Consider the following 19,271-nt stretch of genomic DNA (forward strand, 5'->3'; position numbering starts at 1 on the left):
GAGGAATCTTTTGTACGTTTCAAACATTCTCATAAAGCGAGTTTCGACTTCGCCAAATTCAAAAACTCCGAGTTTGTTGAAAAACTCGGAGTTTTTGGATGTCAGCATTGATTATGCGAAGCCCTTACTCGGTGATATGAGTGGTAATCAATTCACGATATTGGCTCTTTTGCTTGACACCTTTGACTTCTGCCACCTTGTCTTTATTTTTGAAAAGATGAATGGTCGGAGTTCCCATCACGCCTGCTGCTTCTGCAATTTCGGGATCTTCCTCAATGTCAATTTCGACATAGTGGATTTTGCCATCGAACTCATCGACAACTTTATTCAAAATTGGCTTGAGCGTGTGACAAGGACCACAACTTGGAGAAGCATACTTGACCAAGATTAAGCGATCGCTTTCGTGATACAACTTCCGCAACGCTAAGCCACCGACATGGCGAGTATGTTCCAAACTGAATTCGATCACTTGTTCAGAAGCTGGATGCGCCGTATTTTCTTCGTTGGGAACATCCGCTTCAATGCGCTCAAATTCTTGCACTAAGCCATTGGCGGATAACCAGCGCTCTGCCAACATCGCTGCCATACAGCCCGTTCCTGCAGCGGTAATCGCTTGCCGAAACTCGTGATCTTGCACGTCGCCTGCTGCGTAGACTCCTTCCAAATTGGTTTCGACAGAACCATGCGTTTTGATGTAGCCTACTTCATCGAGTTCGATTTGACCCTTAAACAAAGCTGTATTGGGAGTGTGTCCGATCGCATAGAACAAGCCTTTCGCTTCGATGATGCTTTCTTCGCCTGTTTGACGATTGCGAATTTTTACACCTGTCATGTGCTTCTCATCGCCGACAACATCGATCGCTTCTGAATTCCAGTGAACCGTAATGCGAGGATTGCTCAGGACTCGATCTTGCATCGCTTTTGAAGCGCGCATCACATCGCTTCGCACCAAGAGATTCACATGATCGCCATACTTTGTCAGATAAATTGCTTCCTCGGCAGCAGTATCGCCGCCACCAATCACCACGAGAGGGACACCTCTAAAGATCGGGGTTGCACCATCACAGATTGCACAAGCCGAAATTCCACGGCTCCAGAATTCATGCTCGCTCGGTAAGCCTAAGCGTTTTGCGGTTGCTCCTGTCGCAATTACGACACTGTGCGCTGCAACCTCTCGTGTTTCGGCGCGAATCTTGAATGGGCGAGTTGAGAAATCAACAGATAAGACATCTTCTGTAACCAGTTCTGCACCCCAACGCTCAGCCTGCGCTTTCATCTGGGTCATGAGTTGCGGGCCAGTGATGCCTTGCGGAAAACCAGGGAAGTTTTCAACTTCAGTTGTCGTCATTAGCTGACCTCCTGGAAGCCCGCCCGCCTGAAAGCCTTCAAAAACTAAGGGTTTGAGGTTGGCGCGTCCTGCATAAATCGCTGCCGTATAGCCAGCAGGACCTGAGCCAATAATGACTAAATTTTCGACAGTGGGGTTTGCCATAAGACTTTTACACAAACTCATAACGACTATGAGTAGTATACCCTAAAGTTTGGAAGAAATCGAATAATTTTGTTGGAAAAAGGGGTGGGGAGTAGGGAGTGAGGGAATGGGAAGTAGGATGTCGATCGCTTTAAAGGCTATGCTCGATTGGCAGATATCAGAGATTCGGTGTCATGAAAGAATTTACGATCGGTGCAAAGGTTCGTTTGATTTCTTTGCCGCCTTATTTGAAGTCGGCTGATCCAATGCCGATGCTGCGTCCGGCGGATATTTTGCAGGTCGGGGATGAAGGAACCGTGCTCGATCGCCGACCCGGTGGCTACTGGGGTGTGAGATTCGAGAAAGGAGCATTTCTGCTAGACAGCCAATACCTAGAAGCAAACGCAGAATAACCTCCCCACTCCTCATTAAATTATCCAAACCCAAACTTCCGCACTAAGATGGTTGTGCTCATAGTTACCCCATCCGCCTATGTCCGACCTGCAAACAACATTTTCTAAACTGAGACAGAGCCTTGATCAGATTGTGGTTGGTCAAAGTGCCCTCATCCAGCAGCTTTTGGTTGCGTTGCTTTCAGGCGGTCATGTGATCTTAGAAGGCGTGCCTGGAACTGGAAAAACATTAACTGTCAAAGTGATGGCGAGGCTAGTGCGATCGCAGTTTCGACGTGTGCAACTTACGCCTGATATTCTGCCTTCTGACATTCTCGGTACGAATATTTTTGACCTCAATACTCGCAGCTTTTTGCTGAAAAAAGGACCCATTTTTACTGAAATTCTTCTCGCGGATGAAATCAATCGAACTCCGCCGAAGACTCAATCAGCATTGCTCGAAGCAATGGAAGAACAGCAAGTCACCTTAGACGGTGAGAGTTTACCGTTGCCTGATTTCTTCTGGGTGATTGCGACTCAGAACTCGCTGGAATTTGAAGGCACGTATCCGCTGCCAGAGGCACAACTCGATCGCTTTTTATTCAAGTTAATGGCGGTCTATCCAGATCCAATTGCCGAGAAGAAAATGCTGCTCAATCATCAAGCAGGTTTTCAGGGTAAGCGATTGGATTTAGATAATATTCAGCCCATTGCATCTGTCGAGCAAATTTTGCAGGCGAGACGGGAAATTCGATCGCTCAAAGTCGAAGAGAGTGTTCTGGATTATTTACTCGCAGTGGTTCAAAAGACTCGGCAACATCCAGACTTAGTTTTAGGAGCATCGCCGCGATCGGCAGTCGCATGGCTCAATGTCAGTAAGGCTCAAGCTTGGCTGTCTGGGCGCAGCTATGTCACACCGGATGACATTAAAGCTGTTGCATTTCCTCTATTGCGTCATCGTCTGATTCTGCGTCCTGAAGCCCAGTTAGACGGGATTGGAGTCGAAGCGGTGATCAATGCTGTCCTCAATCAAGTTGCTGTGCCTCGTTAACTTATGCTGCCTTCACGTCGAACTTACGGATTGTTATTGCTGGGTGGTGCGATCGCGGTCATTACATTCTTCTTTAATCCCGCTTTGGCGATTTTGGGAATGTTGCTGTTTGACTTGATTGTTTTGGCTTTAACGATTTGGGATGGCTGGCGCGTCAAGCCGCATCGAGTCAAGATCGAACGGCAGGTCGCATCGCGCTTATCGATCGGGCGAGACAACTTAGTCAGTCTCTCGGTTGAAGCAGGCAAGACAACGGCAGATGTGCGGATTTATGACAAATATCCGATCGCATTTGGTATCTCTTCGATGCCTTTAGCGGCAAAGTTATCTCCCAATACTTCGCAACAGCTTTCTTACACGGTTCATCCCAGTGAGAGAGGCGAGTACATTTGGAAAGACATTCAAGTTCGGCAGTTAAGCCCTTGGCGTTTAGCTTGGCACAATTGGCAGATTCCACAAGAACAGAAAGTCGCTGTCTATCCAGATTTGATGGGATTGCGATCGCTCTCAATTCGCCTAACGCTAGAATCGTCTGGCTCAATGCGTCGCGCTCGAAGAATGGGAATTGGAACCGAATTTTCAGAGCTTCGAGAATATGGGATTGGAGATGATCCACGCTTCATTGATTGGAAAGCAACAGCGAGACGCGGACAACCTTTAGTTCGAGTGTTGGAACCAGAACAAGAGCAAACGTTGATTATTTTGCTCGATCGCGGTCGGTTAATGACTTCGCAAGTAAAGGGATTGACGCGATTTGACTGGGGACTGAATGCAACTTTAGCTTTGGCTCTGGCAGGATTGCATCGGGGAGATCGAGTCGGAGTCGGAGTATTCGATCGCCAAGTTCAAACTTGGATTCCACCGGAACGCGGGCAAGCTCATCTCAATCATCTGATTGAGCGGTTGACTCCGATTCAGCCCGAGATGCTAGAACCAGATTATCTCGGTGCAGTGACAACGCTCGTCAATCAACAAACCCGACGTGCTTTAGTCGTCGTCATTACCGATATTGTTGACAGTACTGCGTCTTCAGAATTGCTTGCAGCATTGGGAAGATTAACACCGAGATACTTACCCTTCTGTGTCACGTTGCGCGATCCACAGGTCGATCAACAAGCTCATACTGTTACTGAAGATCTACCTTCAACCTATGAAAGGGCAGTGGCATTGGATTTGATAGCTCAAAGACAGATGGCGTTTAGTACGTTGAAACAGCGAGGCGTTTTAGTTTTAGATGCACCTGCGAATCAAATCACGAATGAATTGGTCGATCGCTATCTGCAACTCAAACTCAAGAACCAACTTTAACGGCAATCCCTTGATCAAGACCTGATCAAGATGCGATCGCTGACACTGTGAATCTTCTAGCCCTAAGCACGATTTTTCAGCAATGTCTTGCCAAAATCGCGCTAAAATAGTACTAATGTATGCAAACCTTTGAGGCAAATGTTATGCCGCTACGCCCCCGGCAGCAGTTCCATAATCTGATCAACAAAGGCTTGATGATCGACGACTGGCTTCGAGATATAGCCATCTGCACCACTTTGTTTGAGGAAATTTTCGCGATCGCCTTCCATGGCGTGAGCGGTTACCAAGATAATCGGCAAGCTTGCAGTCTTCTCATCTGCCTTGAGCAACTGAGTTAGCTGAATTCCATTCATTGCTTTGCCTTGGTACATACTACGAGAGAGAGAGACATCCATGAGGATAATGTCTGCCTCGCCGGACTGGGCAATCTCAATCACTTCATCTACATTTTCAGTATGTTTGACCGCTAGACCTCCGCGTTTTGTCAGAATTTTGGAAAAGACTCTAGCATTTGTCAGATCATCCTCCACAATTAGGACGGTTTGCATATCAAATTCCTCTTACGACAAGATGCTGGATACGGCACAATAAAACGATTGTAAGATAACGCAACTGTATTAGTATTTTCAGGACAGCGATCAAATTAAATCACCGAACCGATCATTTCCGCATATAGTTTGTAAAATTCAGCAGGACAAGTAGGCTCATGGCGCGGACGCGAACTCAATCAGAACAGTTAAACATTCTTCCAAGTGGACAAGTCATTCCGACTGCGTTACATACAGAAATGCAGCAGTCTTATTTGGAATATGCCATGAGCGTCATCGTTGGGCGAGCACTACCCGATGTGCGCGATGGCTTAAAACCTGTCCATCGTCGTATTTTATACGCAATGCATGAATTGGGATTAACTCCCGATCGTCCTTATCGGAAATGCGCCCGTGTCGTCGGGGACGTACTCGGTAAATATCACCCGCATGGCGACCAAGCTGTTTATGATGCGTTAGTTCGATTAGTTCAAGATTTTTCCAGCCGCTATCCGCTACTTGGGGGGCACGGAAACTTCGGCTCCGTTGATAACGATCCGCCTGCGGCAATGCGATATACCGAAACGCGGCTATCCGCGATCGGGAACGAAGCCTTACTCACAGAAATTGGCGAATCAACCGTCGATTTTATTGGGAACTTTGATAATTCACAGCAAGAGCCAACCGTTTTACCTGCCCAACTCCCGATCCTGCTGCTGAATGGGAGTTCAGGAATTGCAGTTGGAATGGCAACGAATATTCCGCCGCATAATATGGGTGAAGTGGTCGAAGGATTGATTGCCTTAATCGATCGACCCACGCTTTCAGATGAAGAACTGCTCAAGTTGATTCCAGGACCCGATTTTCCGACAGGTGGGGAAATCATTGATACGAATGGAATTCGAGAAGCTTACTTAACCGGACGGGGCAGTGTTCCGATTCGGGGAATTGCAAACTTAGAAGAAATTCAAACCGGACGAGGGAAGCATCGTAGAAGTGCGATCGTCATTACCGAATTACCGTATCAGGTCAACAAAGCTGGCTTGATTGAGAAAATTGCCGAATTAGTCAACACTGGCAAAATCGAAGGGATTGGCGATCTGCGCGATGAAAGCGATCGCGAAGGTATTCGCGTCGTGATTGAACTACGTCGCGATGCGAATCCTCAAAAAATTCTCAATTTCCTGTATCGTCAAACCCCCTTACAGAACAATTTCGGAGTAATTTTACTCGCGCTTGAGAACGGACAACCGAAGCAAATGTCCCTCCGACAAATGCTGCAAGCGTTCTTAGACTTCCGCGAAACTACTTTAACGCGGCAATATCGTCATGAATACGATCAAGCCGATAGCCAGCTTCATGTGGTCGAAGGTCGCTTAAAAGCGCTAGCGAATTTGGATGACGTGATTGATATTTTGAGAAACGCACCCGATGGAGGAACTGCGAAGATTCAACTGCAAGAGCGCTTAGACTTGAGCGATCGACAAGCAGATGCCATTCTGTCGATGCCACTACGTCGGCTCACGGGAATGGAGCGGCAAAGTTTACAGACCGAGTATGATGAGCTGCTGGCAAAAATGGATGAGTTGCACAAGCTGCTTAGCGATCGTAAAGAATTGCTCAAAGCATTGAAGAAAGATCTGCGGGCGTTGAAGAAGAAATACGGAGACGATCGTCGCACTAAAATCCTTTCTTCCACTGAAGTTGCAGCGATGGAAGTCAAAGATAAAGATGAAGCGACGACTGCTGCAAAATCGGTCAATTTAGCCTTTGAGTTTGAGGAAGAAGAGCAAGATACCGTTGTAGAAGTAACTCAGCGGGGCTATGTGCGGCGCATGACCCCGAAAACCTACGATCGCTTAAGCAAAACTCGCAATGATGATACCGTCACTAAAGACTTAGAAGACGGGGATGATTTTGCAACTCAAACTGACTTTACAACCACAGGTAAAACGCTGGTTGTCTTTACTCGCAATGGAAAAGCCTTTACGTTGAAAGTCCGAGACATTCCGCAAGCGAATAACAATAAAGCGAAAGGTTCGCCACTTGTGACTTTGTTACCTCCTGCGGCGCAAGCAGAACCCGATGCGATCGCGGCAACCTTTATGCTGCCAGAAGTTCTAGACGATCAATTTGTTCTACTTCTAACCGAGCAAGGCAAGATTAAACGTCTACCGCTATCTGAATTTGCGGATATTACCGGGCGAGGCTTAACTGCACTGAAACTCAAAGAAGGGGATCAACTCTTAGCTGCTAACCCAGTTCAAGTGGGTGAGCAGGTGATGTTAGCAACTTCAAGTGGGCGAGTCTTACGCTTTGAAGTGAATGATTTGCAGGTTCCAGTCGCAAGCCGGACTTCTCAAGGTCAAACGGGAATGCGCGTGGGCAAGAAAGAACGAATTGTTGGATGGGCGATCGCGAACGAAGATGATACCTTCCTGATGATTTCCGAGCAGGGCTATGCAAAACATATGGAAGTCTCAGCGATGCGTCGCGCCAGTACTGGAGAACTTGGAACTCAATCGTTCCATTTCAACAATAAGACTGATTTAGTCGCTGGAATCGTGGCGGTACTGCCTCAAGCATTAGTGTTCTTATTGACAAATGAAAATCACTTAGCGCGGATCGATGTCGATCGTTTAGAACTGAGAGCAAAAGATGAACGCGGCGATCGAGTTGTCAAATTGGCGAAAACAGAACGGATTACCCATGTGAGTCTACCTGTGTTGTTTGGTAGCGAAGAAGAGAACGAATAATCGTCGATCGATTGAACGCTGCTCCGAATCTCCCGATATTGTTATTCCAACTTGTCCTGGCACGAGTTCGGCAAGTCTTGCTGAACTCGTGCCAGAAGGCTCAATTTGTTGATCGAGATGACACAAACCAGACTCGTCCTGCAAGAGAACAATGGTCAGCAGAGCCGAGTTTGTCTTTTCGGTTTCAGTCGGACTTTATATAGAAAATTTCGAGTTGTTAGGGTCGAATCCACTCAATTATTAAGGACTTGAAGCGAATGAAACCTATGGTAAGGTATGGGGTTTTCTATACTCTTCAAGTTTTTTTTAAGACAGCTATCTCGTAATATCAAATAGAGACGAATCAATCCTTTAATGGATCATCAATATTATTCAATCAATAGTGCAAAGCTACGACTTTTCGCTATTGATCAAATTACGATCGAACACCCTAGTTTTTAACAGGAAAATTTCGTGCTAGAAGCGTGTGTCTTTGCCACAGTTTTGTGCGGTTTTTTTGGCATTATTCTGAAAAAGAATCTTGTCATGAAAATCATTTCAATGGATGTGATGAGTGCAGGGGTGATTGCTTACTATGTCGTGATTGCTGCTCGGCAAGGAACGTTCACACCTATTCTCTCTGGAACAACAGAACGAGCTTTTGCTGATCCAGTTCCTCAAGCTGTGATTTTGACAGGTATTGTGATTGGCTTCTCAATTCAGGCACTCATGCTGGTTGGTGTCATGAAGTTAGCCAAAGAAAATCCAACGTTAGAGAGTCACGAAATTGAAAAACAGAATACACCATGAATATTCTTACACTTGCCTGGATTACATTCCCGTTCTTTCTCGGGTTTGTGATTTATTTAGTACCAAAACTCGATAAACAGCTTTCATTGTTCGGCACATTAGTTTCTGTTGCTTATGCTTTGAAACTATTTACTGAGCCTGCATTAAACCTAAAACTATTAGATAGCTTTGGCGTAGTCTTAACGGTTGATTCGCTAACAGCGTACTTTATTTTAACGAATGCGATCGTCACGATTGCTGTGTTATTTTACTGTTGGCAAACCAGCAAATCAACCTTTTTTTACGCGCAAACGCTGCTCTTACACGCCAGCATTAATGCTGCATTTGTTTGCTCAGATTTTCTCAGCTTATATATTGCCTTAGAAGTCAGCGGGATTGCAGCATTTTTGCTAATTGCTTATCCGAGAACCGATCGCAGTATTTGGGTCGGGTTACGTTATCTGTTTACCAGTAATGTCGCCATGCTGTTCTACCTGATTGGGACAGCTTTGGTTTATAAGGCAGATCATTCTTTCAGTTTTACAGGATTGCAGAATGCACCACCTGAAGCAGTCGCGCTTCTGTTTCTAGGCTTACTGGTCAAAGCAGGAGTATTCATTTCAGGCTTGTGGCTGCCGATGACACATTCTGAAGCAGAAACGCCTGTATCTGCCTTATTGTCCGGAGTCGTGGTCAAGGCAAGCCTCTTAGCTTTGGTGCGATGTGCGTTGATTTTGGATGATATCGATACGATCGTACGAATTTTTGGAGTCGCAACAACGCTTTTAGGAGTGTTTTATGCGGTCTTTGAGAAAGACACGAAACGGATGTTAGCATTTCACACTGTTTCACAATTGGGATTTATTCTGGCAGCACCGGAGGCAGCAGGCTTTTACACGCTCTCGCACGGCTTAGTGAAATCCTCACTATTCTTGCTTGCCGGGAATTTGCCCAGTCGGAACTTTAAGGAATTGCAGACCAAGACGATTTCGACCCCGGTTTGGATTGCGTTGGTGATTGCCAGTCTTTCGATTTCTGGATCGCCTTTGTGGGCAGGATTTGGAGCCAAGGTTTTTACCCTGAAGAATCTACTGCCTTGGCAAGTGATCGCAATGAATGTTTGTGCCGTCGGCACAGCGACCTCTTTTGCAAAATTTATCTTTTTGCCACATGGCAAGACCGAGGAAAAAGTGCGTCCGGGATTGATTGCCGCGATCGTGCTCCTTCTCGGAGGCTTGTTGTTCGCGAATATTGCCTATATCCAAGCTTATACCGTCGAAAACATTGTGAAAGCCTTCGTCACGATTGGCGGGGGATGGTTGGCATATTGGGTGATCTTTCGACGGGCGACGGTCAAACTGCCGCGAATGCTTGAAGAGTTTGAGCACCTAGTCGGCATGATGGGCTTAACCTTGATTCTGTTGTTCTGGATGGCACTCGCATGATTGGACATGTTCTTGTCAGACTCGTTCTCTGGTTCTTGCTCACTGCCGATTTCAGTGCAGCAAATATTGTGATTGGACTCTGTATTGCCTTTCTCTTACCTCGGAGCTATACGGCTCCAGAGACTTTAAGAGAGTGGCTACGATCGCTGAAAAAAATTCTCATGGTGATTCCGGCAGCGTATCAAGAAGCGTTTGAAATTATGCTGCATCCGCACCGCCATGAAACGATGGTGAAAGAACGAGTTCCCGCTCATCGATCGCCACGGATGATTTTTCTCGATATCTTTCTGATTACCTTCACACCGAAAACGATCGTCACGAAACACGATGATAGAGGTTGGTATGAAGTGCATGAAGTGCGGAGGGATGCTTCATGAATATCCTGCTGATTGCAATGCTGATTGCATTGTTAATTCCGCTCTACGAAGCTTGGAAGAATGAAGATATTTGGCAAACGATGCTTGCATTTGCCAGCGTCTCATCCAAGACCGCCATTATTGCTTTAACGATCGCAGTCTTTCGAGACGATTGGATGATTGGCGTTGTTGCTGTGATCATTTTGAGTGTGGGTAACGCTGGCATGATGCTGCTCGCACATATTCTCAAGAGGATGAATGACGGATGATCAATATTCTCAGTGATATTTTGATTGGAGCGGGCATTGTTCTCTGGTTTTGGGGGACATTAGCCTTACCGACTCAGCGATCGGTACTTTACAAACTTCACAGTTTGTCCGTTGCTGACACGCTCGGTTCGATGACGATTATCTTCGGATTGTTTCTGAGGATTCCGAACCGATGGGCATTGTTACTGCTTGCGCTCTTTTGTCTGATGATTTGGAACACCATGTTGGGCTATGTGCTGGCTCACTGTTCGAGTAGTGAGGAACCGGATTATGACTGAGGTAAATATCATTGCCGTGCTCTTGCCAATTGTGGCAGCTATGTTAGTGTTTCAAACAAATCCCTATCATGCACTGATCATTCGCGGCATTTTAGGGGCTATCGCTGCCTTGTTATATGCCGTGTTAGGAGCGGGAGATGTTGGCTTGACAGAAGCATTGATGGGCAGCTTACTGGCAACGATGCTATACGCAGTAGCAGTACGATCGTCATTCGTCATGCGGCTAGGAATTCTTACAGAAGAGAATTTGGAACCAATGATTGAGAATGTGCGATCGATCATGAACAAGCACTATATGCGAGTGGAATTAGTACCCTTTCGCGATCGCCAAGATTTAGATCAAGCATTGATGACAAAAGAAATTCATGCAACTTGTGTGCGCGATTCGGAGAACTATAACACAGTAGTGCGCATCCCACGCCTCTATGAAATTTTACAAAACGAACTAGCATTTCCTCTCGCTCAACTGACTTACAAAGGAGAGAAATCATGAAATGGCTCTACCTTGCAGCCGGATTAGCGCTGTATGTGAAATTTCTTTTTATGCCGAATCCTGCGCCAGAATTGCCGTTTTCGATCGCAGAGACGGTGGTGAAAGAAAGTGGTGTGATTAATGCAGTCTCGGGAATTATTTTTAGAAATCGGCTTTACGACACGATTTTTGAAGTGATTGTGTTTACAATCTCAATTCTCGGGGCGAAGTATCTCTTATCGAATGAGCCGCCCAGTAAAGTGCACCATTTTACGGATCAAGCTTCCATTGTGTTGGCAAGATTAGGAGCGACCATCTGTGCATTGGTCAGTATTGAATTGGGAATCCGAGGGCATCTGAGTCCTGGGGGCGGATTTGCTGCTGGGGTTGCGGGTGGAACAGCGATCGGGCTGATTGCGATTACTTCTTCGCCAGAATGGTTGGAAGCAGTGTATCACAAGTGGAAAGCTGCGATGTGGGAGAAGATTTCGGTTTTGGTGTTCATTGTGTTGGCAGTGATCACGCTAGCTGGCTATGAGTTGCCGCATGGAGAACCGGGAGCTTTGATCAGTGGTGGAGTTTTGCCATTGCTGAATGTTCTAGTCGCGATTAAAGTTGCGCTAGGGTCTTGGGCAGTGGTTTTGCTCTTCATTCGGTATCGGGGATTGTTGTAAGAGTTTACTTTGACCTTCTGTATGCTAGAGAGTTCACGATTCAGGATTGCTAGGTGCGGATTGTGGCTTAAAGGAGAGTTACTCGCGCGCGAATTTCCGCTTATGTAAAGCGGAATTGAGCGTTAAAACGGTACTGAACACAGCTGGATTTTGATGGACTAACACCGCATATGTTGGAGACTGTAAATTGATCCAGATGACCAGTTCTGAGGTACTGAATGTCAGCACGATCGGAACTTTGGCGACTGACAGTGCCCAAGCGTTCTGATACGCTTGCAATCGATGTGTTAAAGAAAATGTCTTGACAGCACCAAATAGCTCGTTTTGGTAGCGCATCCCGGTTTGAATTCGCCCCTTGTAGAAGAAAGAAAATTGCTGGGTCGAGCCAAGTTTGATGATCGTAGGAAACTCGGTCGGCAGGATAGGCGAGGTTTGAAAGCCCAAAATTTGCAAAATTCGGCGCTTAATTTCAATGAGATTCGCTGAGTGAGCAGGTGCTTTCTCGAATTGCTGATAGAGTTTCAGCAGCAGTTCAAGTTCTACCGTCTCTGAGCCTTCGGAGTTTAGCTGACATGACCAGTTCGACAGGATTTTATCCAGGCTCATTTCGCTGAGACCCGCCGCTCTAGAATTGGGCATGAATAGCTGCGCGAGATTATCGGTACTTTGGCGTAAGAGTTTCCGAATACAATATTGGGCAAGTGGCGATAACGACATGTCAAATCCAAGACACAATAGAGCGATTTCTCTGAAAATAGTTTGAAAATCGTCGTTGAATGCTAACCATCTCTAGATTGCAAGTCAGAGTGAGTTCACTAAAAGGATTCACAAACAAAAAACTAGCGCTCAGTTCGTATAGCACAGACGTGCATCAGTCCTGGTTAAATACCTAAAGCGAGACAGATCGAAGTGAAACAGCTTTTTTATAATCTTTCAAATATCTTTTCAGAGGTTGAACCTAGAATGCCCAATCCAGAAATTGAGACGAATTTTCCCCTTGAAAGGACTTCTCATCAATGATGATGAGTTCTAATCGAGTAAGGAAATATTGATTACTTTCTTAAATCTTTAATTTCGTCTGAGTGATCGAGCGCATAACGGAGTTCAGTAGAGAGGTGGTTTTTCGCAAGGTAAGTATCAATGTGATGTTTAAGCTTTAACTCGCTTCTTGTACAGAGGCTAACTAGAAGTAAATATACTCTGCATCTAAGCAGGATAAGCGCTAAACTTACTGCGATCGCTCTAGCTTTGACGAGAGTTTTGATACGAGTCTCTCTGTGTATGTGTCTAGCTCCAAAAAAATAGAGGGGCTACCTTTATTCTACGGAACTTTAGGTTATCCGGATAGTTAGTTATCCCTTGTAGCCAGTGCATCCGTTCAAGCGCAAAATGCGTGCTTGACTTTACTGATTGAATACGTTTACTTATATAGATGGCTCGGTGTGGCACGGTTGAGATGAAATCATTCAATTAAGATATCGTGTTAAGAAAATGTGAATCTGTGTGAATCTGTACTGCTCGTATTGAAAACGGCAGAAGAGAGAAGTTAGGTAGAGAGACTAGAAAAGCTAGGCACTGAGAATTGAGGACGTTTCGGTTAGGTTTCGAGAAAAAGATTGCCTACGCGGGTAGAAGATTTAAGCGATATTGCTTTTCTAGCACCTGAATGCTTTTAAAAGTTTTTAGCTGATGAGATCAGACTGCATCGAGTCTGCATCAATCATTTGTCTATAGGTGTGTTCCAATGCAAGAACAATTTTCACCTGTGCGATCGACTCGGCACAGCCCATATTCGATTGTGCCTTCATCCGATCAAAAGCCACTCGTTTCATTGATTGCTCCCGCATTTAATGAAGCACTGATTCTGCAAGATAACCTGTCTTTTCTCTGCGACTACATGCGATCGCTAGAGTCGGAGTATGACTGGGAAATTGTGATTGTGAATGATGGCAGTCGCGATGAAACGGGTCGGTTAGCTCAAGAATTTGCCCGCACCCACTCAAATATCCGAGTGCTTCATCATCGCGTCAATCGAGGACTCGGACAAGCATTAAAGACCGGGTTTAGCGGCGCAAAAGGGGACTATGTCGTCGTCGTTGATCTGGATCTGAGCTATTGTCCTGAGCATATCGGCTTGCTGCTGAAAAAGATTCAGGACACTCAAGCTGGGGTTGTCGTTGCTTCACCTTATATGAGTGGAGGACGAGTTTCAAATGTCCCTTGGTTACGGCGTGAGTTAAGTGTGTGGGCAAATCGATTTTTATCGATCGCAGCTAAGCGCAGTTTATCGACGTTGACCGGAATGGTTCGGGTCTATGATGCGGAATTTCTGCGATCGCTGAATCTGCGCTCAAATGGTATGGAAATCAATCCTGAATTGATTCACAAAGCCTTTTTACTTGGAACGAAAGTAGAAGAGATTCCAGCCCATTTGAATTGGAGAATGCAGAAAAGCCAGCCGCAGCAGCCGCAGCGCAAATCGAGCCTGAGTTCTAGCGCAAAGTTGCTTCGGCATACTTGGGAAATCTTTTTCTCGGGCTTTCTACTACGCCCTGTGATATTTTTTATCGTCCCAAGCGTGCTCTTTTTTCTGATGTCGCTCTATGCCAATGCTTGGGTGCTGGTGCATTGCTTCACGCAATATCAGCGCTTAGCACAAGACACTCGGTTTCCAGATGCGACAGAAGCAGTTGCATTAGCATTCGCTCAGGCTCCGCATACCTTCTTTATTGGCGGAACAACTTTGATGCTCGCAATTCAGCTTTTTAGTTTAGGCATCGTATCGGTGCAGAACAAGAGCTATTTTGAAGAGCTGTTCTATCTAGGCACCGCGATTTATAAGCGCAATTCCGAAAAGTAAGTCTTGAAAATATTTGCAGTTCCAAGGCTTGTGTAGAAAGCCTTCTCAGCTTTGTGCTGAGTCCGTGGAATTGCTTGCAGTACAGGAGAAAAACACATGGTACAAGCACCGAAACAACAAACTCGTTTAGTTCTACCCTCTGACCAAGAAGCGAGCGGTCGGACATTAGGCGAAGAAGAAATTGCATTGGTGTCGGAAGCAATTCGCAGCGGAACATTGACAAGCACGAAAGGAACCTTTGTTAAAACGCTAGAAAAGCGGTTTGCAGAGATGCTAGGCGTGAAGTATGCTTATGCCTGCTCTTCCGGTTCAGGCGCAGTCCATACTGCGATCGCAGCAATTGATCCAGAGCCAGGTGATGAGATTATCACGACTTCGATCACGGATATGGGTGCTTTGACCCCCATTCTGTATCAAGGTGCGATTCCGGTCTTTGCAGATGTTGATCCGCAAACTTGGAACGTCACGGCTGAAACGATCGAGAAATGCATCAGCGATCGCACGAAAGCAATTATTGTGACGCACTTGTTCGGGAATCCTTGTGACATGACTGCGATCATGGAATTAGCAGAGTCTCGTGGCATTCCTGTGATCGAAGATTGTGCCCAAGCTTTTCTCGCCACTCATGCTGACAAGCCTGTAGGAACCATTGGTAAGATTGGTTGCTTTAGTTTGCAGCAAGGTAAGCACATCACAACAGGTGAAGGTGGAATTGTCACCACGAACGATGATGCTCTAGCACGTCGAATGTTCTTGTTTATCAATAAAGCATTTGGCTATGGCGATCCGAATCCTGATCACTATTTCATTGCTTTGAATGGGCGGATGTGTGAACTTCAAGGCGCAGTTGCAGTCGCACAGTTGTCGAAGCTTTGGGGCTGTGTGGAACATCGGCGAATTGCAGCGAAGAAGATGACACAAAAGCTGCAAGGCTTGGCAGGAATTGAAACACCCTACTGCGATGAGCGCAATACGCATGTGTTCTGGAAGTACTGCTTGCGGGTCGATAGCAAGGTCGTGCCAGATGGTGCAGTCGGTTTAGCGAAGAAACTCAAAGAGCGTGGAATTTTCTCGGCTCCTCGATACATTCAGAAACCCGCGTTTCAGTGCATGATTTTTGAGCAACAGCGGACGTTTGGGAATTCGAGATTCCCATTTACTTTGGCGCGTCCTGAGGCGGTGGATTATAGCCCTGAGAAGTTTCCGGGAACATTTGCAGGCTTAGAAGCAGTACTGGTACTGCCCTGGAATGAGGCTTATACCGACGAGCATATTGACTACATTGCTAATGCAATTCATGAGTCGTTAGCTTAGGTCATCCGAGAAAAGTACGCGGTAGAGCCATTGGAACCGTGGTGAATCAAATTTGCCACGGATCAATACACATCAGTAGCTGTGAAGAGGAAATGTCATGACTGAGAAGCTGAAGTTTGGATTGATTGGAGCAGGTGGAATTGCACAGGCTTATGCACAGGCGTTTGAAAAATCTACGATCGCGCAATTAGTCGCCGTTGTTGATGTTCGACCCGAGGCAGCACAGGCGCTTGCAGAACGATTGAACTGCCAGAGCTTTGATAGCTATCAGACGATGGCAGAAAGCTTGGAACTTGATGCAGTGATTATCTGTACACCCCCTGTGACGCACCGGGACATTTCCGTCTACTTCTTAGATCGCAAGATTCATGTGCTGTGTGAGAAGCCGCTGAGTGTCGATGTGAACAGTGCGATCGAGATGGTCGATACTGCGGCGCGCAACGGCGTAATTTTGACGATGGCATCGAAGTTCCGCTATGTCGAAGATGTGATCCGGGCAAAGAGCTTAGTCATGTCGGGCGTTTTAGGCGAGATTGTTTTGTTTGAGAATGCGTTTACTTCGCGGGTGGATATGTCCTCGCGTTGGAACTCGAAGCCTGCGATTAGTGGCGGGGGCGTGTTAATTGATAACGGAACCCACTCGATCGATATTATGCGCTACTTCTTGGGCGCTTTAGCTGAAGTCCAGGTGATTGAAGGAAAACGCATTCAGAGCTTGGATGTAGAAGATACCGTGAGAATCTTTGCGAAGAGTGCGAGCGGCGTTGTGGGTAACGTGGATCTGTCCTGGAGTATCAACAAAGAGTTGGATAGCTACATTCGGATCTACGGTTCTCAAGGAACGATTTCGATCGGTTGGAAAGAGTCGAAGTATCGTCAATCTTCTAGTCCTGAGTGGATCAAGTTTGGCAACGGATACGACAAGGTTCAAGCATTTACGAGCCAAATCGAGAACTTCTCGAAAGCGATTTTGGGACAAGAAGCTTTGTTGATCACTCCGCAAGACAGTATTGCGTCTGTAGAAGTGATCGAAGCGGCTTACAAGTCGATGAATCAAACTCAGTGGACAGGTGTATCTTACGACTCGCTGAAGGTGCTAGGCTTCGCGACTGCGCCGACCAATGGCGATAAAGCGTTTGCTAGCGCATCGTAAGGGTTGGGGTTTGGCTGTTCAACCCGCAAAGAGATTGAATTTCAAACCTGCGGGTTGAACAAAGTTTAACCGAGACTATCGAGCCTACTGTGCGTGGATTTAGTTTAAAAATCTAGAACGAGTCTATGAATCTGCAAATCAATTCTAGTAGCCCTTCTGTGCGTATTCATCCAACGGCAATCGTGGAAGCGAATGTTTCGATCGGAGCGCGGAGTTCAGTCTGGGACAATGTTCATATTCGCTTTGACACTGAGATTGGCGAAGAATGCATCATTGGTGAAAAAACCTATATTGCTTATGGTGTGAAGATTGGCGATCGCGTCAAGATCAATGCCTTTGTGTATATCTGCAATGCAGTCACGATCGAAGATGGAGTGATGATTAGTGCAGGAACGGTGTTCACCAATGACCGTTTTCCCAGAGCGACGACCTCTGATCTCAAACACCTGCGTCCCTCTGATCCAGATGAGCATACTTTACCGACCCTTGTGAAAGCAGGAGCCACGATCGGAGCAAATTGCACGATCGGAAATGATTTGTCGATCGGACGGTTCGCAATGGTTGGTATGGGATCGCTAGTCACAAAATCCGTTCCAGATTTCCATTTAGCGATCGGACATCCTGCTCGCTCAGTAGGCGCTGTGTGCCGATGCGGTCAGCTATTGACGCGCTTCCCAGCCGATCTTAAGACGTTTCACGCAGATATTGATTGTCCGACCTGTGGACTTCAGTATGCAATTCGCGAAGGGGTCGTTGAAGAATTGACACCTTAGTTCTCCCCACTCCCCACTCCCCACATTCATTCACCTACCCAAGATACTCATGTCAGTTTCATCACAACGATGGGCGATCGTAGGCGGTGGCATCCTCGGCATGACCCTCGCACTCCGTCTCGCTCAGCAAGGTAAGCAAGTTACTTTATACGAAAGCGCTCATCAATTTGGTGGGCTGGCAAGTGCTTGGCGATTAGGCAACATCCTTTGGGATCGGCACTATCATGTCACATTGCTCTCGGATACTCATGTTCGATCGCTACTGACAGAGCTAGGCTTAGAACAAGACATGCAATGGGTCGAAACCAAAACAGGATTCTTCACCGATGGCAAGCTCTATTCGATGTCGAATACGCTGGAATTTTTGAGCTTTCCAGCATTACGATTCATCGATAAGTTGCGATTAGGCTTCACGATCTGGTATGCCTCAAAGGTCAAAAACTGGAAAAAACTAGAAAAGATTCCCGTCGCAACTTGGTTGAGAAAACTATCGGGCGATCGCACATTTGAAAAAATTTGGTTGCCGCTTCTGCGATCGAAGCTCGGTGAAAATTATCACATTGCTTCTGCTTCATTCATTTGGGCGATCATTGCTCGCATGTATGCCGCGCGACGAACAGGCTTGAAAAAAGAAATGTTCGGCTACTTGCCGGGCGGATATGCACGATTGCTCTCTCGATTCGTTGAAGTGCTTTCAGAACACAATGTTGAGCTGAAAGTTGGACATCGAGTGAGCCAAGTGATTCGCAAACAAGGACAAGTCCAACTTGAATTTACCAACGGACAGACAGAACACTTCGATGAAGTGGTGCTGACGATGGCATCTCCGATCGCGGCTCAAGTCTGCAAAGGGCTTTCTGCGATGGAATACGACTTACTCAGAAACGTTGAGTATCAAGGCATTATCTGTGCGTCCCTGTTGCTGAAAAAGCCCTTAGCATCTTACTACGTCACGAATATTACAGATACCTGGGTTCCGTTTACAGGTGTAATTGAAATGTCCGCTCTCGTTGATCGCTCAGAATTTGATCAGCGATCGCTCGTTTACTTACCGAAGTATGTCTCTAGCAATGATCCCGCATTTGGATTAACCGACGAAGAGATTCAAGAAGAGTTTATTCAAACGCTGGTCTTGATGTATCCAAAGTTCGATCGCAATGATGTGGTAGCTTTCCGAGTCTCGCGTGTGCGGCAGGTCTTTGCGATTTCAACCTTGAACTATTCGGAAAAGTTACCGCCGATGCATACTTCTGTTCCAGGCGTACACATCATTAACTCTGCTCATATTCCGAATGGAACCTTGAATGTGAATGAGACAGTGCTGCTAGCTGAAAAATCTGCCGTGGAATTGCTCACCCGCTCTCGACAGTTCGCAATCGATGCCGTTCGAGCCTAATCCTCACA

Annotated in this window: 19 protein-coding genes; 16 read left to right on the top strand and 3 right to left on the bottom strand. The window is 46.3% G+C overall.

Going from position 1 to position 19,271, the window contains the following annotated elements; genetic code table 11:
• Nucleotides 1-124 precede the first annotated feature (124 nt).
• On the bottom strand, nt 125-1,492 hold the full coding sequence (gene trxB / locus OU814_RS23870; protein ID WP_268242304.1) for a thioredoxin-disulfide reductase: 1,368 nt from the start codon (nt 1,490-1,492) through the stop codon (nt 125-127).
• Between the two features lie 173 nt (nt 1,493-1,665).
• On the opposite strand from trxB, the gene sipA reads away from it, so the two are divergent.
• From sipA to OU814_RS23885, 3 genes are all read left to right on the top strand, one after another.
• Entirely contained in the window at nt 1,666-1,884 is a 219-nt protein-coding gene (gene sipA / locus OU814_RS23875; protein ID WP_017288830.1) for a regulatory protein SipA, read from the top strand.
• Between the two features lie 79 nt (nt 1,885-1,963).
• Nucleotides 1,964-2,914, top strand: a complete 951-nt coding sequence (locus tag OU814_RS23880) for an AAA family ATPase (RefSeq protein ID WP_268242305.1) — start codon at nt 1,964-1,966, stop codon at nt 2,912-2,914.
• Between the two features lie 3 nt (nt 2,915-2,917).
• On the top strand, nt 2,918-4,222 hold the full coding sequence (locus tag OU814_RS23885) for a DUF58 domain-containing protein (RefSeq protein ID WP_268242306.1): 1,305 nt from the start codon (nt 2,918-2,920) through the stop codon (nt 4,220-4,222).
• A gap of 149 nt (nt 4,223-4,371) precedes the next feature.
• On the opposite strand, the gene OU814_RS23890 is transcribed toward OU814_RS23885, so the two are convergent.
• Nucleotides 4,372-4,770 (bottom strand): response regulator, encoded by a 399-nt coding sequence (locus OU814_RS23890; protein ID WP_017288825.1) that lies wholly within the window; start codon nt 4,768-4,770, stop codon nt 4,372-4,374.
• A gap of 158 nt (nt 4,771-4,928) precedes the next feature.
• Here OU814_RS23890 and gyrA point away from each other — a divergent pair, with 158 nt between their 5' ends.
• The 8 genes from gyrA (at nt 4,929) to OU814_RS23930 (ending at nt 11,767) form a co-directional block, all read left to right on the top strand.
• Nucleotides 4,929-7,505, top strand: coding sequence for a DNA gyrase subunit A (gene gyrA, locus OU814_RS23895; protein WP_017288824.1), 2,577 nt, complete (start codon nt 4,929-4,931; stop codon nt 7,503-7,505).
• Between the two features lie 453 nt (nt 7,506-7,958).
• The gene (locus OU814_RS23900) at nt 7,959-8,294 is read left to right on the top strand and encodes a cation:proton antiporter subunit C (RefSeq protein WP_017288823.1); all 336 of its coding nucleotides are present in this window, start codon (nt 7,959-7,961) and stop codon (nt 8,292-8,294) included.
• Nucleotides 8,291-9,718, top strand: a complete 1,428-nt coding sequence (locus tag OU814_RS23905) for a cation:proton antiporter (protein ID WP_190652022.1) — start codon at nt 8,291-8,293, stop codon at nt 9,716-9,718. Before OU814_RS23900 ends, OU814_RS23905 begins: the two co-directional genes overlap by 4 nt.
• A complete protein-coding gene (locus OU814_RS23910) occupies nt 9,715-10,095 on the top strand; it encodes a Na+/H+ antiporter subunit E (protein ID WP_268242307.1) in 381 nt (126 codons plus the stop codon). The genes OU814_RS23905 and OU814_RS23910 overlap by 4 nt, the downstream gene beginning before the upstream one ends.
• Nucleotides 10,092-10,343: a hypothetical protein gene (locus OU814_RS23915; RefSeq protein ID WP_017288820.1), complete on the top strand. Its 252-nt coding sequence runs from the start codon at nt 10,092-10,094 to the stop codon at nt 10,341-10,343. Before OU814_RS23910 ends, OU814_RS23915 begins: the two co-directional genes overlap by 4 nt.
• Nucleotides 10,340-10,621, top strand: coding sequence for a monovalent cation/H(+) antiporter subunit G (locus OU814_RS23920; RefSeq protein WP_017288819.1), 282 nt, complete (start codon nt 10,340-10,342; stop codon nt 10,619-10,621). The genes OU814_RS23915 and OU814_RS23920 overlap by 4 nt, the downstream gene beginning before the upstream one ends.
• Entirely contained in the window at nt 10,614-11,114 is a 501-nt protein-coding gene (locus OU814_RS23925; RefSeq protein ID WP_017288818.1) for a DUF4040 domain-containing protein, read from the top strand. Before OU814_RS23920 ends, OU814_RS23925 begins: the two co-directional genes overlap by 8 nt.
• Nucleotides 11,111-11,767, top strand: coding sequence for a Na(+)/H(+) antiporter subunit B (locus tag OU814_RS23930; RefSeq protein WP_190652021.1), 657 nt, complete (start codon nt 11,111-11,113; stop codon nt 11,765-11,767). The genes OU814_RS23925 and OU814_RS23930 overlap by 4 nt, the downstream gene beginning before the upstream one ends.
• Nucleotides 11,768-11,845: 78 nt before the next feature.
• Here the strand turns inward: OU814_RS23930 and OU814_RS23935 are convergent, their stop codons facing one another.
• Nucleotides 11,846-12,484, bottom strand: a complete 639-nt coding sequence (locus tag OU814_RS23935) for a hypothetical protein (RefSeq protein ID WP_017288816.1) — start codon at nt 12,482-12,484, stop codon at nt 11,846-11,848.
• Nucleotides 12,485-13,511: 1,027 nt separating this feature from the next.
• Between OU814_RS23935 and OU814_RS23940 the strand changes: the two genes are divergently transcribed.
• The 5 genes from OU814_RS23940 (at nt 13,512) to OU814_RS23960 (ending at nt 19,263) form a co-directional block, all read left to right on the top strand.
• Complete coding sequence (locus tag OU814_RS23940) at nt 13,512-14,627, top strand: glycosyltransferase family 2 protein (protein WP_268242308.1); 1,116 nt, start codon at nt 13,512-13,514, stop codon at nt 14,625-14,627.
• Between the two features lie 96 nt (nt 14,628-14,723).
• Nucleotides 14,724-15,941 carry a DegT/DnrJ/EryC1/StrS family aminotransferase gene (locus OU814_RS23945; protein WP_017288813.1) on the top strand — a complete coding sequence of 406 codons (1,218 nt, stop codon included), beginning with the start codon at nt 14,724-14,726 and terminating at the stop codon, nt 15,939-15,941.
• Between the two features lie 97 nt (nt 15,942-16,038).
• On the top strand, nt 16,039-17,094 hold the full coding sequence (locus OU814_RS23950; RefSeq protein WP_017288812.1) for a Gfo/Idh/MocA family protein: 1,056 nt from the start codon (nt 16,039-16,041) through the stop codon (nt 17,092-17,094).
• Nucleotides 17,095-17,219: 125 nt separating this feature from the next.
• Nucleotides 17,220-17,867: an acyltransferase gene (locus tag OU814_RS23955; RefSeq protein ID WP_190652020.1), complete on the top strand. Its 648-nt coding sequence runs from the start codon at nt 17,220-17,222 to the stop codon at nt 17,865-17,867.
• Nucleotides 17,868-17,916: 49 nt separating this feature from the next.
• Nucleotides 17,917-19,263: an NAD(P)/FAD-dependent oxidoreductase gene (locus OU814_RS23960; RefSeq protein WP_190652019.1), complete on the top strand. Its 1,347-nt coding sequence runs from the start codon at nt 17,917-17,919 to the stop codon at nt 19,261-19,263.
• Nucleotides 19,264-19,271: the final 8 nt, after the last annotated feature.

Source organism: Leptolyngbya sp. GGD, from assembly GCF_026735145.1.
GTDB lineage: Bacteria > Cyanobacteriota > Cyanobacteriia > Leptolyngbyales > Leptolyngbyaceae > Leptolyngbya > Leptolyngbya boryana.

What these genes read in the sequence shown, in the direction of transcription:
- trxB (WP_268242304.1), bottom strand. Translation starts at nt 1,492, where the DNA reads ATGGCAAACCCCACTGTCGAAAATTTAGTCATTATTGGCTCAGGTCCT.
- sipA (WP_017288830.1), top strand. Translation starts at nt 1,666, where the DNA reads ATGAAAGAATTTACGATCGGTGCAAAGGTTCGTTTGATTTCTTTGCCG.
- OU814_RS23880 (WP_268242305.1), top strand. Translation starts at nt 1,964, where the DNA reads ATGTCCGACCTGCAAACAACATTTTCTAAACTGAGACAGAGCCTTGAT.
- OU814_RS23885 (WP_268242306.1), top strand. Translation starts at nt 2,918, where the DNA reads ATGCTGCCTTCACGTCGAACTTACGGATTGTTATTGCTGGGTGGTGCG.
- OU814_RS23890 (WP_017288825.1), bottom strand. Translation starts at nt 4,770, where the DNA reads ATGCAAACCGTCCTAATTGTGGAGGATGATCTGACAAATGCTAGAGTC.
- gyrA (WP_017288824.1), top strand. Translation starts at nt 4,929, where the DNA reads ATGGCGCGGACGCGAACTCAATCAGAACAGTTAAACATTCTTCCAAGT.
- OU814_RS23905 (WP_190652022.1), top strand. Translation starts at nt 8,291, where the DNA reads ATGAATATTCTTACACTTGCCTGGATTACATTCCCGTTCTTTCTCGGG.
- OU814_RS23910 (WP_268242307.1), top strand. Translation starts at nt 9,715, where the DNA reads ATGATTGGACATGTTCTTGTCAGACTCGTTCTCTGGTTCTTGCTCACT.
- OU814_RS23915 (WP_017288820.1), top strand. Translation starts at nt 10,092, where the DNA reads ATGAATATCCTGCTGATTGCAATGCTGATTGCATTGTTAATTCCGCTC.
- OU814_RS23920 (WP_017288819.1), top strand. Translation starts at nt 10,340, where the DNA reads ATGATCAATATTCTCAGTGATATTTTGATTGGAGCGGGCATTGTTCTC.
- OU814_RS23925 (WP_017288818.1), top strand. Translation starts at nt 10,614, where the DNA reads ATGACTGAGGTAAATATCATTGCCGTGCTCTTGCCAATTGTGGCAGCT.
- OU814_RS23930 (WP_190652021.1), top strand. Translation starts at nt 11,111, where the DNA reads ATGAAATGGCTCTACCTTGCAGCCGGATTAGCGCTGTATGTGAAATTT.
- OU814_RS23935 (WP_017288816.1), bottom strand. Translation starts at nt 12,484, where the DNA reads ATGTCGTTATCGCCACTTGCCCAATATTGTATTCGGAAACTCTTACGC.
- OU814_RS23940 (WP_268242308.1), top strand. Translation starts at nt 13,512, where the DNA reads ATGCAAGAACAATTTTCACCTGTGCGATCGACTCGGCACAGCCCATAT.
- OU814_RS23945 (WP_017288813.1), top strand. Translation starts at nt 14,724, where the DNA reads ATGGTACAAGCACCGAAACAACAAACTCGTTTAGTTCTACCCTCTGAC.
- OU814_RS23950 (WP_017288812.1), top strand. Translation starts at nt 16,039, where the DNA reads ATGACTGAGAAGCTGAAGTTTGGATTGATTGGAGCAGGTGGAATTGCA.
- OU814_RS23955 (WP_190652020.1), top strand. Translation starts at nt 17,220, where the DNA reads ATGAATCTGCAAATCAATTCTAGTAGCCCTTCTGTGCGTATTCATCCA.
- OU814_RS23960 (WP_190652019.1), top strand. Translation starts at nt 17,917, where the DNA reads ATGTCAGTTTCATCACAACGATGGGCGATCGTAGGCGGTGGCATCCTC.